This window comes from Paenibacillus sp. S28 (genome assembly GCF_016624415.1).
Classification (GTDB): domain Bacteria; phylum Bacillota; class Bacilli; order Paenibacillales; family Paenibacillaceae; genus Paenibacillus_AQ; species Paenibacillus_AQ favisporus.
The window spans coordinates 243,463-255,201 of the sequence record NZ_JACVTM010000006.1; the positions used below are offsets into that span (position 1 = coordinate 243,463).

Annotated in this window: 15 protein-coding genes; 12 read left to right on the top strand and 3 right to left on the bottom strand. The window is 53.2% G+C overall.

Annotation, left to right across the window (positions count from 1 at the left end; translation table 11 throughout):
* Positions 1–13 precede the first annotated feature (13 nt).
* Positions 14–1,489 carry a spore germination protein gene (locus tag IAE55_RS16860; protein WP_200633303.1) on the bottom strand — a complete coding sequence of 492 codons (1,476 nt, stop codon included), beginning with the start codon at positions 1,487–1,489 and terminating at the stop codon, positions 14–16.
* A 153-nt stretch (positions 1,490–1,642) separates the two neighbouring features.
* Between IAE55_RS16860 and IAE55_RS16865 the strand changes: the two genes are divergently transcribed.
* The 3 genes from IAE55_RS16865 (at position 1,643) to IAE55_RS16875 (ending at position 3,969) form a co-directional block, all read left to right on the top strand.
* On the top strand, positions 1,643–2,500 hold the full coding sequence (locus tag IAE55_RS16865; protein ID WP_234489614.1) for a CAP domain-containing protein: 858 nt from the start codon (positions 1,643–1,645) through the stop codon (positions 2,498–2,500).
* A 171-nt stretch (positions 2,501–2,671) separates the two neighbouring features.
* On the top strand, positions 2,672–3,268 hold the full coding sequence (locus IAE55_RS16870) for an AAA family ATPase (RefSeq protein ID WP_200633304.1): 597 nt from the start codon (positions 2,672–2,674) through the stop codon (positions 3,266–3,268).
* Positions 3,269–3,282: 14 nt separating this feature from the next.
* Complete coding sequence (locus IAE55_RS16875; protein WP_200633305.1) at positions 3,283–3,969, top strand: HAD family hydrolase; 687 nt, start codon at positions 3,283–3,285, stop codon at positions 3,967–3,969.
* A 50-nt stretch (positions 3,970–4,019) separates the two neighbouring features.
* Here IAE55_RS16875 and IAE55_RS16880 read toward each other — a convergent pair whose 3' ends face one another.
* A complete protein-coding gene (locus IAE55_RS16880; RefSeq protein ID WP_325168651.1) occupies positions 4,020–5,465 on the bottom strand; it encodes an MFS transporter in 1,446 nt (481 codons plus the stop codon).
* On the opposite strand from IAE55_RS16880, the gene IAE55_RS16885 reads away from it, so the two are divergent.
* The 5 genes from IAE55_RS16885 (at position 5,452) to IAE55_RS16905 (ending at position 8,298) form a co-directional block, all read left to right on the top strand.
* Positions 5,452–5,913, top strand: coding sequence for a GNAT family N-acetyltransferase (locus IAE55_RS16885; RefSeq protein ID WP_076167814.1), 462 nt, complete (start codon positions 5,452–5,454; stop codon positions 5,911–5,913). The genes IAE55_RS16880 and IAE55_RS16885 overlap by 14 nt on opposite strands.
* Before the next feature lie 146 nt (positions 5,914–6,059).
* A complete protein-coding gene (locus IAE55_RS16890) occupies positions 6,060–6,347 on the top strand; it encodes a hypothetical protein (RefSeq protein ID WP_076167812.1) in 288 nt (95 codons plus the stop codon).
* A 204-nt stretch (positions 6,348–6,551) separates the two neighbouring features.
* Positions 6,552–7,313 (top strand): DUF3891 family protein, encoded by a 762-nt coding sequence (locus IAE55_RS16895; protein ID WP_145156828.1) that lies wholly within the window; start codon positions 6,552–6,554, stop codon positions 7,311–7,313.
* Between the two features lie 100 nt (positions 7,314–7,413).
* Positions 7,414–7,860, top strand: a complete 447-nt coding sequence (locus tag IAE55_RS16900; RefSeq protein WP_145156829.1) for a GNAT family N-acetyltransferase — start codon at positions 7,414–7,416, stop codon at positions 7,858–7,860.
* 111 nt (positions 7,861–7,971) lie between these two features.
* On the top strand, positions 7,972–8,298 hold the full coding sequence (locus IAE55_RS16905; RefSeq protein WP_200633306.1) for an antibiotic biosynthesis monooxygenase family protein: 327 nt from the start codon (positions 7,972–7,974) through the stop codon (positions 8,296–8,298).
* Between the two features lie 49 nt (positions 8,299–8,347).
* On the opposite strand, the gene IAE55_RS16910 is transcribed toward IAE55_RS16905, so the two are convergent.
* The gene (locus tag IAE55_RS16910) at positions 8,348–8,818 is read right to left on the bottom strand and encodes a DinB family protein (protein ID WP_200633307.1); all 471 of its coding nucleotides are present in this window, start codon (positions 8,816–8,818) and stop codon (positions 8,348–8,350) included.
* Positions 8,819–9,006: 188 nt separating this feature from the next.
* Here IAE55_RS16910 and IAE55_RS16915 point away from each other — a divergent pair, with 188 nt between their 5' ends.
* From IAE55_RS16915 to IAE55_RS16930, 4 genes are all read left to right on the top strand, one after another.
* Positions 9,007–9,513 (top strand): GNAT family N-acetyltransferase, encoded by a 507-nt coding sequence (locus tag IAE55_RS16915; protein ID WP_200633308.1) that lies wholly within the window; start codon positions 9,007–9,009, stop codon positions 9,511–9,513.
* A 43-nt stretch (positions 9,514–9,556) separates the two neighbouring features.
* Positions 9,557–10,372, top strand: coding sequence for a class I SAM-dependent methyltransferase (locus tag IAE55_RS16920; protein ID WP_200633309.1), 816 nt, complete (start codon positions 9,557–9,559; stop codon positions 10,370–10,372).
* A gap of 129 nt (positions 10,373–10,501) precedes the next feature.
* Complete coding sequence (locus tag IAE55_RS16925) at positions 10,502–11,260, top strand: threonine/serine exporter family protein (RefSeq protein ID WP_200633310.1); 759 nt, start codon at positions 10,502–10,504, stop codon at positions 11,258–11,260.
* A 12-nt stretch (positions 11,261–11,272) separates the two neighbouring features.
* Positions 11,273–11,710 (top strand): threonine/serine exporter family protein, encoded by a 438-nt coding sequence (locus tag IAE55_RS16930; RefSeq protein ID WP_200633311.1) that lies wholly within the window; start codon positions 11,273–11,275, stop codon positions 11,708–11,710.
* The last annotated feature ends 29 nt before the right edge of the window (positions 11,711–11,739 follow it).

Genomic DNA, 11,739 nt, shown 5'->3' on the forward strand with positions numbered 1-11,739 from the left:
ATCTTCCGCCTTATCAATCAAGTTTACGCTTACTCGTGCGTTTTCTAGGCCAACGTAAAAATACATTTTTCACCCTGCTTATCCTGGTTGGAGCAACGGGCTGAAGATACGGCATCCCTAACGGACTGAGATGGATCAGATGGGACAAGATGGCGATCATGCCAACCGCCGTGCCGAAGAGTCCGAAGATGCCGGATAATACAAGCAGCGGGAAGCGAAGCATCCTCATCGGGTAGCCGAAGCGGTAACGGGGGATCACAAATGACGATATACCGGCAGCCGATACGACGATGACGATCGGCGCCGAGATGATCCCGGCCTGTACCGCAGCCTGTCCGATGACCAAAGCCCCGACGATGCTGACGAGCGGACCGATTTGCTGGGGTAACCGAATCCCTGCTTCCCGCAGTCCTTCAAACATAAATTCCATAATAAATACTTCGATGACGGTTGGAAATGGAGCCTGTTCCCTAAGTCCCGTAATGCTTAGCATCAGCTTGGGGGGGACCATCTCCGGGTGATAGGTGGTCAACGCAATGTACACCGACGGAAACAGGATGGCAAACAGGGCAAACAAATAACGAATCCACCGATTCAATGTGACATACATAAACCGTTCGTAATAATCGTCGGGTGCTTGCAGTCCGTCCCAGAACGTCATCGGCACGATCAGGACGATCGGAGATCCATTAACCAATATAGCCACCCGTCCCTCCATCAGCCCTGCGGAAACGACATCCGGCCGCTCGGTGCTCAGCATTTGCGGAAACGCAGAGAAATGGGTGTCCTCAATGGATTCCTCGATGTACCCAGACTCCAGCACGCTTTGAAGATCGATCTTCTCGACCCTTAAGCGAACCTCGTCCAGCATGGAAGTAGATACAATTCCCTCGATATAGGCAAGTACGACCTCGGTTTGGGTCAGCTTGCCGATTTGAAAGGATTCCATCTTCAGGCTCGGCGTGACGATGATTCTTCGCAGCATCGTTGTGTTCGTCCGCAGCGATTCGGTGAAGCTCTCCCGGGTTCCGCGCAGGGCTGCTTCTGTGGATGGTTCCTCGATGGATCTTGTTTCATACTGTGAGACTTCAGCCAGCAGAACGGAATCCTCACCGTCTGCCAAAATGGCCAAGTTACCTTTTAAAATATCATCTGCCGCATCGCGGAACGTATTGATCTTCTTCGTTTGCAGTACCGCGAACAGCTGTTGATCACACATTTGCGCAATGCTGTCAATGGGGCCGACCCCCTGGGGGATTCCTTCGTATATTAACGGCTTCAGGATGACCGACTGGATGATATCCTTGTCAATCATACCGTCTACGTAAATAAACAGCAGTTTGGTGTCTCCTTGCAGGGTAACGTCCCGGAATATGACGTCCGAGCAGCGCTCGAACATCGTTTTTAGCATGTGCTCATTGTCTACCAGATGACGGCTTAGCGGTAGATTCGGATCGATGTTTGTCGGTTTCTGGTTCGTTGAATTCATGTCAGGTTCTTCTCCGTTGGAATCATCATTATATTTTAGTTACTATACCCATACGCCGGATAAGCATACTTTGCCGGTATAAATCCTCTTTGATTCGGAAAAATTAAGCTGGTATCTTACATTCAACCGTATTAGGGAGGCAGCACTCGTCATATGAAAAAAATCGTTATGATCGCCGTTCTGATATTGATTACAGGCTGCGCGGATCACGGCGCTTCAACGGCGCGCCAGCAGGTGACCACCAAGCAGACGAACCGTACAAGCCATATCAATCAAGCGGCTCCGACCCGAAAAATCGTCACTTCAGCCTCATCAACGTCCACGGACAGAGGCGGCAAGTCTCATTTGACCGTCAAACAAGTAAAACAAAACGATCTGACCTCGGATTTGCTTAATCTGATTCAGCAGCCAGGAGCGGCACCCGGAACTTCGCCGCAGCAGCCTGCGGGAACGCCATCCGGTACGCGGACCGGAGCTCCAACCACCCCAGGGGGAACACCAACGGGAACGCCAACCGGTACACCAACGGGAACGCCGACCGGTACGCCAACGGGAACGCCAGCCAATCAGGTTCCTGCAGGTACCCCCAAAAACCAGGCTCCTTCGGGTACGAACAATCAACAGACCTCTGCAAGTGGTGATGCCTCAGCATATGCTCAACAAGTGCTCGATCTGGTGAATCAGGAACGCTCCAAAGCAGGTTTGGGTGCACTCAGCATGGATTCCAAACTGTCCAACATGGCAATGGCCAAAGCCAAAGACATGTATGACAACAAGTATTTTGACCATAACTCCCCGACTCACGGATCTCCCTTCGACATGATGAAGGAATACGGGATTACGTACAACTCGGCCGGAGAGAATATCGCCAACGGGCAGACATCCCCTCAGCAGGTGATGCAGGATTGGATGAACAGCCCAGGACACAAAGCCAACATCCTGAACAAAAGCTACTCCCATATCGGAATCGCCTTTTATAATAACGAGTGGGTACAGGAATTTACGGGATGAGCAGCGGAAGTGCAGCATAGTACATCATCAGCCTCTTCGGGATTAGCCGGGGAGGCTGCTGCATGTGGAGTGGGAAAAACCGGCGGGGCGCTCCGCCGGTTTTTTTGGTGTATAATGGAACGGATGTGAGAAGCAAATCTCCAAAATATCGTCAAAGTTGAGGGATGATGGATGATCCTATGGATAAACGGCGCGTTTGGCGCAGGAAAAACGCAGACCGCCTTCGAGCTTCACCACCGGATACCGCATTCTTTCGTGTACGATCCAGAGAATGCAGGGTATTTTATCCGCAAAAATATTCCGCCCAGCATCAAGAAGCCCGATTTTCAGGAATATCCGTTATGGCGGGAATTCAACCATGCCATGCTGAAGCACATCGCTTGTGAATACGACGGAGTCATCATCGCTCCAATGACCGTGGTCGATCCGGTATATTTTGAAGAAATCGTCGGCCGGCTGCGCTCGGACGGCATGACCGTGAAGCATTTTGCTTTATGCGCTCCGCGCGAAGTCATCCTGCAGCGCTTGAAAAGCCGGGGGGAACGATCAAACTCATGGGGTGCTCAGCAGGCCGAACGCTGTATTGAAAGTCTATCCCAAGACATCTTCCGGGAGCATATCGATACCGTTGAGCTGTCGGTAAGCCAGGTAGCGGAGCGGATTGCGGACATGGCCCATATTCCCCTGCTGCCCGATCACAGGGGTGCGGTGCGGAAGAAATTCGACCAAATCAAAACCCAGTTGGATCATTTCCGTTTTTTTAACTAGGGGGAGTAGAGGTTATGGAAGCCGTTCTGTTCGACTTGGATAATACGCTGGTAAACCGTAAACAGGCGTTCGAGCAGTTTTCACGAAAATTTATCGACAGGTTTGCCGCCGTGCACAACCCTGAGCATCGCCTGAGGCTGGTGGAACAGCTGCGTGCCGCAGACCGGAATGGCTATCGGGAAAAAAGGGAGCTGTATGAGGAAATGAGGCGGGCACTGCCAATGAGTGAGGAGGCGACGACAGCAGAAGACCTGCTCGCTTATTGGTTCGCTGAGTTTCCCTCCTGCACCGTAGCAATGGACGGAGCGGAACTGGTGCTGCGGGAACTGAAAAGCAGGGGAGTCCGGATCGGGTGCGTCACGAACGGCTCGGCCAGAAACCAGTATGCCAAGCTTGACCAGGTGCAGTTCAGAGGCTATTTCGATGCGGTTATCGTTTCGGAAGAGGCGGGGGTCAAGAAGCCGGACCGGCGAATTTACGAAATGGCGCTGAGCAGGCTGCAGGCCCGTCCGGAGAATTGCTGGTTTGTGGGTGACCATCCCGAAAAGGACGCGCAGGGCGCCGCTGCAGCAGGTCTGCGTCCCGTACTGCTGCTCACTACGCCTGCTGAATCGGGTCCGCTCCTGCCGGAAGGGACGCTGACTATAAACAAACTGCAGGAGCTCCTTCCGCTATGCACCGGCCCATTCTTGCGGTTTTGAGGGGACGGTGATGCAGCTGGAAGGTTCCTGCAGGTAGTGGTGCATGGCATTCAGGCTGGAGCGTTCTGGTTAGCCGCCTGCGGAGAAGCGGATTTCTGCTTGCGCTCGTTAAACATAAAGTAATAGATGGCCGATGCGCTGATATATAGGATGCCGGTCATGCTGAAAGTCAGCGCATAGCCCCAGTACGTCCCAAATGCGGTAAGCAAATGGGACTGGACAGGTCCCATTGTAGCCCAGCCGAGCATGAATGCAGTTTGCGTCATCGAGTTGGCGATCCCTCTGCGGGCATCGGATACCCGGTCAACCGTGATCGAGGACTGGATGGGATTGGCCGCATTCATCAGTGCCTGCCTGAAGAGGAAGCTGAAGCAAGCGACTGCGAACAGGTTGGTGAAACCGGTCAGCAGCAAAAAAGGCAGGGACATCATCTGAAACAGCACCACGGCCTTGACCGGTCCGACGCGGCTTGCCAGCGACGGGCCGATCAGCATCGACACGATCGTCATGATCTGGCCGAGTGAAATCAGGATGCCGACAGCCGTAAGGGATACGGCAAAGCGGTTTGTAAAGTACAGATTGAGATAAGGCACGACCAGTCCCGAGCCAAGGCCGACAATCAGCTGGGCCAGCGTAAATTTGGCGATGGCGCTCCAGTCCTCCCGCGCTGAAGATGGGAGCGGATGGGACAGGGCAGGCCAGAGCGGAACGGCCGAAGCGTCTTTTTGGACAGCCGGCTTCTGCCGGACCAGCAGCAAGGGCACAAAGGCAAGCACGCTGGCGGCTCCCCCTGTGAACAGCACAGCCTGCAGGCTCTGAATTTTGCTCCAGCCGGCGGACTGGAGCACATCGGCCAGGTAACCGCCGCCGCTGCTGCCGATGACCTGGGCGGCCAGCACGAGGGAGAAGTGGTAGCTGAACAGCTTCAGCCGCTGCTTCTTGTCCGAATTCCCGGCCAGAAACGGGACGGCGATCACCTGGAAGAAGGCCGCAAACAGGCCGGCTGCAGCGGACAGGACGATCAGAGCGGATTCACCGCTGGCCAGCGACCTGCCCATGAAGCTCAGACCTGTAAACAATGCGCCGGTCATTAAGAGCAGCTTGTGGCTCGTACGGTCCCCCAGCAGTCCGATCGGTATGAAAATAAGCGCCGTCGCAAACGACTGGACGCTCACCAAGGTGCCGTTCATCGTATCGGGGTAACCCAGCGTTTGCACGTAAAGATTGTAAAGCACCGAGAACATGCCTGTCCCGATCTGATACAGCAAATTGGCAAGAAAAAAAAGCCGGATATTCCGGTTGAGGCGATTCCATTCTGACGAGACCTGATGCAGTAACCGCATGGTTTGATTAATCCTCCGTCCTGATGCATTAGCTTCTCTATTGTAGCAAGCGGCCCCCAGGGTGGAAAGGAAAACTTTACATATGGCATATGCCAACTCAGAAGCTTGGCTCATGAGAATGAAAGAGGTGATTTGCAAGATGGAAATAACCATTCAACCGTGGGGAATCGGCGAGGATATCCCCTATGACCTGCTGCTGCTTGCTGATCCATCCAAAGAGATGGTTGAGGATTACGTCGCCAGGGGCAGGGGGTATGGAGCTTACCTCAACGGCGAATTGGCGGGAGAGTATGTGCTGATCGATACGCATCCGAAAACGGTTGAAATCGTCAATATTGCTGTGCGGGAAGACCTGCAGGGCAAAGGGATCGGCAAAATGCTGATCGAAAACGCGGTCGAAGAAGCCAGGAGGCAGGGAGCGCATGCGGTGGAAATCGGCACAGCCAACTCCAGCTTTCCTCAATTGAAACTCTATCAACGCTGCGGTTTCCGGATCGTGGGCGTGGACCCGGGGTTTTTTATACGACACTACGAGGAAGTATTCTATGAAGACGGAATCCAAGTGCAGGATATGGTCCGGCTCCGTCTGGATTTGATATAAAGAATAGACCTGCAGAAAGCGGTCAGTATCGTCATTGCAGGGCTGGGCGTCTATTAAAATGTGTTTCAATCTAGCGGCAAGTATCGTTGCATTGATAGATTTCAAGCATAGGATAATCTATCAAATGGTAAAGGAGGTCATGTCACATGGCTATTTTGTTACCAGAGCAGTTCTACTCGCTAGCCGCTGGTGTCGGCAAGTCGTTCTATGAGAATCTTGCCGGCGGAATCAATGCTGCCGTCACGGTGAACAACACGTCGGCTTTTCCGGTTGACCTTGTCATCACCCGCGTCAACGCCCCTGTTGTCACTTATACGATCCCGGCGGCAAACAGCTTGACGCTGTCAGTGGAACGTCTGCTTGTCGCCGCTCTGCTGGCTTCAGCTGCCGGTCCGGTGTTCGGTACGATTCAAATCGCTACCTCTGATTTCTAATTGGCAATACCAACATCTGCACCAGCTCTTCCCCTTCCCCATGTGATATTGAGCCTCCAGCCGGAATGTTCCGGTTGGAGGTTTTTTTCTGCTGGTGGTGCAAGGCCGGGGAAGGTTGTCGATCCACAAGTGAATTTTTGCTGGGAAAATGGGCTGAAAAAAGTTAATATTAGTAAAAACATCAACCGATGGAGGGTGAATGTGATGATTGTCCGAGAACAACCGGAAGGCTTCGTCCTGATTCGCCAGCATGATCATGCCAAGTTATCGGGACAGATCGCAGAGCATTTGTTGCCGGAGTGGATGCCGACAGGATCGGATCGTGAAGCTGCGGTGCTGGCCATTACCCAGCACGATCGCGGCTGGAGATATTTGGACGAGAATCCGTTATGGGATTCAGAAAGCAGCAGCCCGTTTTCCTTTATCAACTATCCGCTTGAGCCTAAGCTGTCTTCGTACCGAGCCGGCCTGGATGAGGCGGAAGCGATGGATCCGTATGCAGGTCTGCTCTGCAGCATGCACTATGCGTCGTTCCAGCAGATCCGTTATGCGGAAGAACCGGAAGCCGCCCGGTTTTACAAGGAAGAGCTCCTTCGGCAGGAACGGATTCAAAGTCAGCTCAGCGGATTGGACGCCAGCCGGGTGGAGCGCCATTTTAACCTGCTGAAGCTGTGCGATAGCCTGTCGCTGTACGTATGTCTCAATGAGCCAGGAGTGTCCGGAGATGAGGAGCATCCATGGTACCGTGAAGGGATCGAGACAGAGATCGCCGGGCTCAAGCATTTGCAGGCCCGATGGGTGGACGAAGGCTGCGTGGCGGTCAGCCTGCCCTTATTCCGATCGGAGTTTACCGGGTCGATTACGCTAAAGCGGGTATCGAGACAAGCTATTGAGGAAAAGGGATTGGGTGCAGCCTACGACATGGCCCCGGAAATCACGCAGGATGTTATATTCCGGAATAAATGAGGAAGAGAACATAACCTTTGAAATCCATGATGTGTGGGATCAGGAAAAACAGATCACGATCGCGGAATCCGTCAAGAAGCTGTAGATAGGAGGTGGCTGTATGGATCCTGTCTATTTAAAACCCGTTACCGACGATATCCGCCAGCAGTGCATCGAGCTTCGTCCCAGGGATGACCAGTTGAGATTTGTGGCTTCAAATCTAAATTCATTGCAAAAGGCGGCCGAGGAGAAAACCTGCTATCCCTACGCGATTTATGCAGGTGATTTCATGGTAGGATTCGCGCTGTTCGATGAGGAGCCGTATCCGGAAGACGGCTGCTTCTGGATCGTCAGGTTCATGATCGACCGTAATTATCAAGGCAGAGGTTACGGCAAAGCGGGATTATCCGCCGTCCTTCGCAAGCAAAAAGAGCATCCGGCCTGTACTGTTATCAGAATCTCGCATGTTCCCGACAATACAGCCGCAAACCGACTGTACAAAGGGCTGGGTTTTAAAGAGACCGGTCAATTTATAAATGGAGAGCTTGTGCTTGACCTCGAAGTGTAGGCGCGTCTCAGGACGCGTGATGAAGTTGGCAAAGAGCAGTCTTTATTTGATCCGTTTGGAGCTGACGCAAAACCTCTATTTCAACCATATGATCAGTCAGGAGGAAATGATATGATTTTGGAAGCCGCGATGCTGCAGGTGAAGCCGGGGCAGGGCGAAGCATTTGAGCAAGCCTTCCGGGAGGCTTCGGGTATTATATCTTCCATGAAAGGGTACATCGGTCATGAGCTTCAGCGCTGTATGGAGGTTCCAAACAAATACCTCCTCCTCGTGAAGTGGGAAACCCTTGAGGACCATACGGATGGATTCAGGCAGTCCGAATCTTATGCTCGGTGGAAAGGGCTGCTGCATCACTATTACGACCCTTTCCCGGTCGTTGAACATTTTGAGGAAGTAACCTTACCGGGCACTTCCTCAAGGGACCGTCCTAGAACGTAACGTGAGGAGCCCTATGGTCCAACGCCGCAGCCGAATGAAAAGTTATGTATTACTCAAATAAAGAAACGCGCGGGTCATGTCCCAAATCATGCACGAGCATGGAATGAAGCTGACCCCGGTGATGGTATAAATGCGCCAAAATTTCCAGCAGCCAGCCGAACCGAGTATATGATGCCCCCCAGTAGGAGGAAACCTCTTCCTGAAGCTGGGCTTCCGTCAGCGAGCCGTATTTTTGAACAAGGGATTCATAGTTATCTTGAAAGGCTTGGCGGATGCGCGCGCTCGTCGAATACAATGTCCGGCTGTAAAATGCAGCCATCTCTTCCTGAGTGGCGCCGTCTGAAATGATCGAATCGGCGAGCGGCAGCATGGCGAGATGCTCCAGCAGCTCGCCTACGGAAAATTTGCCGGGGGTCGGCCGCTTCGGCAGATCGCATTCATCCAGACCGTCCATGATCTCGAGAATGGAACGGATTGCCACGTCTATATGATGCAGCGCGCTTTGGCAGCAGGGATTCATGGTTTTATCTCCTCCATTATTACAGGTATGTATGTACATAGCGAAGATCGAAGAATTCCGAACAAGAACATTTGTTCTTGTTTTTTTATTATAATGGCAAGTCAGACGGTGATCAAGTTTTTTCGAGGCTGATCAACGCTAGGAGAATGGATGCATTGGAATGTACTGTGCGAAAGGAGATTTTCCGTATGAGCATCAGACAGGCTGTTTATGATGATTACCCGGTGCTGGCCAAGGTCCACGTGGAAAGCTGGAAAACGACCTACAGAGGCATGATCGCAGACGCCTATCTGGATCAGCTGACGGTGGAGAGCCGGATGGAGCGGTGGAAGCAGCTTCTAAGCCGGGGGGATAAGGACTTGTGGACATTCGTTTCCGAGGATGAAGCCGGACGGGTGTCCGGGTTTATACAAGGGGGAAAATGCCCGGAGGAAGAGGCCGGGTATGATGCGGAAATCTACGCCTTATATTTGCTTCAGGAACATCAGGGAAGCGGACACGGGAGATTGCTGGTGAACACGCTGATCCAAGCCTTCCGGGAGAACGGCTTCGGTTCCATGTACGTATGGGTGCTCAAGGAAAATCCGGCGCGTCAATTTTATATAAAAATGGGTGGAAGTCCCGTCTCTGAAAAAACGCTGGATATCGCCGGCCAGGCGGTTCTGGAAACCGGTTTGGCTTGGGATAAGCTCTGAAATAGGAAGGACGGGAATCCGTCTATGGAAAGGAAGCGGAAAGATGGGCAGCATAATCGATTACTATAATCAGTTTGATGAATGGGGGAGACTGGAACGGGAGCCGGTCGAATTTATGGTCAACCTCCATTTCATTAAACGGTATTTGAAGCCGGGAACACATGTCCTCGACAACGGGGCGGGGCCGGGCAAATATGCGGTTGCGCTGGCGCAGGAAGGCTATGACGTGACCTTGACCGACCTGTCTCCGCGCCTCGTCGGCCTCGCGGCCGGCAAGGTGAAGGAATGCAAGCTGGAGGAACGGTTCCAGGGGATCCACGTGGCCGATGCAAGAGATCTTGGAAGATTTGAAGACGGGCGGTTTGACGCTGTTTTGATGCTTGGGCCGCTGTACCATCTTCAACAGGAGGAAGACCGGAACCAGGTGGCCCGGGAGCTCTTTCGGGTGGTCAAGCCCGGCGGCCATGTATTTGTCGCCTTTATGTCCCGGACGAGGCATTTGATCAATTCGCTGCTGCATCCGCAGTCCTGGAAGCCGAATGATACGATGGACGGCATTGATGAGTTTATGAGAACGGGTGTATTCAACCACAGCGATGATGGCCGGTTTACGGGAGCTTATTATTTTCCGATTGATGAAATTCGTCCCTTCATGGAGCAGCATGGCTTCGACAGCGTGAAGTTAATCGCATCCGGCAGCGTGGTGCAGTCTATGAACGAGGAACAGTGGGCATACTGGCGGGGCCGCGGTCCAGAGCAATATCAGCGGTTTCTGAACCGTGTTATGGAGGCTGCAGAAGACCCGTATATCCTAGGTGCTTCCTCTCATCTGCTGTTTATCGGAGTCAAGCCACAATAACCGAAGGGTACTTCTTACTCCGGAGGATTCCGCTCTATGACGAGGAAGTGACGCTTGTCCGTGTTTTTGTCCGGCAAACCGATTATACTGTAACTAACATAGGGTTTTGCGCATACGGGAGGAAGAGCTTTGGAAGACTTGGTGCAGAGGGAGCACGAAATCATGAAGGTATGCCTGCTGGCCGGGCAAATCATGCTGCAGAGCGGAGCGGAGACGTACCGGGTGGAAGATACCATGGTACGGATTGCCGCTTCTTTTGGCGTGGATAAAACGCATAGCTACATGACCCCTACGGGACTCATTTTTTCTATGGATGATCCGCAGCCGATCACGAGGCTGAACCGGATTTCGGACCGGACGACGAATTTGCATAAAATCGACCGCGTGAACAGCGTATCCCGCCGCATCAGCAAAGGGGAGCTGACCATCGCTGAAGCGCGCCGGGAGCTGGAAAACATCCAGCGGACAGGTGATATTTACCCGCTGTGGCTGCGGTTGCTGATGGCAGCGCTGGCCAGCGGCTGTTTCCTGATCATGTTCCGCGGGATTTGGCCCGATTTCCTGCCCGCGGCTGTGGCCGGAGGTCTCGGATATTACTGCACGCTGATGCTGCAGCGGATGATTCCCGTCAAGTTCTTCGCCGAGTTTTCGGGAGCGCTGGCGATCGGCCTCTGCTCGATCCTGTTCGTCAAATTCGGCTTCGGGCGGGACCTGGACATTATCGTCATCAGCTCGGTCATGCCGCTCGTACCGGGGCTGCTGATTACCAACGCGATCCGCGATTTGATGGCAGGCCACCTGGTTTCCGGCTTGTCGAAGGGGGCGGAGGCGTTCATCACCTCTTTTGCGATCGGGGCGGGCATCGCATTTATGCTGTCATTTCAATGAGGAGGATGCCGTATGTACATTGAACAACTCGTCACGAGCTTCGTCGCATCGGCTGCGTTTGGCATGCTCTTCAACACCCCGAAAAAGGCGCTGCTGCAGTGCGGATTTGCCGGGATGGTCGGCTGGCTGCTGTATATATGGCTTCAGGATATGCACGTGCTGCGGATTACGGCCACCGTGGTCGCCAGTTACTGCGTCACGATGATCAGCCATTTGTTCGCCAAAAGGTACCGCACGCCGATCATCGTGTTCAGCGTATCGGGCATCATTCCGCTGGTCCCCGGCGGAACGGCCTATGACGCGATGCGCAACGCGGTCGAGAACCAATATGACCAGGCCGTCCAGCTGGGAGCTGAAGCCTTTATGATTTCGGGCGCGATCGCCCTTGGCCTGCTATTGTCGGAAGTGACCAATCAGCTCATCCGGAAATGGAAGCCCGCACAACGATAGAAATGCAAAAAAATCAGGCGTCAGCCATT

Coding starts and splice junctions, on each gene's coding strand:
- IAE55_RS16930 (WP_200633311.1), top strand. CDS start 11,273: ATGTACATTGAACAACTCGTCACGAGCTTCGTCGCATCGGCTGCGTTT.
- IAE55_RS16875 (WP_200633305.1), top strand. CDS start 3,283: ATGGAAGCCGTTCTGTTCGACTTGGATAATACGCTGGTAAACCGTAAA.
- IAE55_RS16895 (WP_145156828.1), top strand. CDS start 6,552: ATGATTGTCCGAGAACAACCGGAAGGCTTCGTCCTGATTCGCCAGCAT.
- IAE55_RS16865 (WP_234489614.1), top strand. CDS start 1,643: ATGAAAAAAATCGTTATGATCGCCGTTCTGATATTGATTACAGGCTGC.
- IAE55_RS16890 (WP_076167812.1), top strand. CDS start 6,060: ATGGCTATTTTGTTACCAGAGCAGTTCTACTCGCTAGCCGCTGGTGTC.
- IAE55_RS16860 (WP_200633303.1), bottom strand. CDS start 1,489: ATGAATTCAACGAACCAGAAACCGACAAACATCGATCCGAATCTACCG.
- IAE55_RS16885 (WP_076167814.1), top strand. CDS start 5,452: ATGGAAATAACCATTCAACCGTGGGGAATCGGCGAGGATATCCCCTAT.
- IAE55_RS16915 (WP_200633308.1), top strand. CDS start 9,007: ATGAGCATCAGACAGGCTGTTTATGATGATTACCCGGTGCTGGCCAAG.
- IAE55_RS16920 (WP_200633309.1), top strand. CDS start 9,557: ATGGGCAGCATAATCGATTACTATAATCAGTTTGATGAATGGGGGAGA.
- IAE55_RS16905 (WP_200633306.1), top strand. CDS start 7,972: ATGATTTTGGAAGCCGCGATGCTGCAGGTGAAGCCGGGGCAGGGCGAA.
- IAE55_RS16910 (WP_200633307.1), bottom strand. CDS start 8,818: ATGAATCCCTGCTGCCAAAGCGCGCTGCATCATATAGACGTGGCAATC.
- IAE55_RS16870 (WP_200633304.1), top strand. CDS start 2,672: ATGATCCTATGGATAAACGGCGCGTTTGGCGCAGGAAAAACGCAGACC.
- IAE55_RS16880 (WP_325168651.1), bottom strand. CDS start 5,465: ATGGTTATTTCCATCTTGCAAATCACCTCTTTCATTCTCATGAGCCAA.
- IAE55_RS16900 (WP_145156829.1), top strand. CDS start 7,414: ATGGATCCTGTCTATTTAAAACCCGTTACCGACGATATCCGCCAGCAG.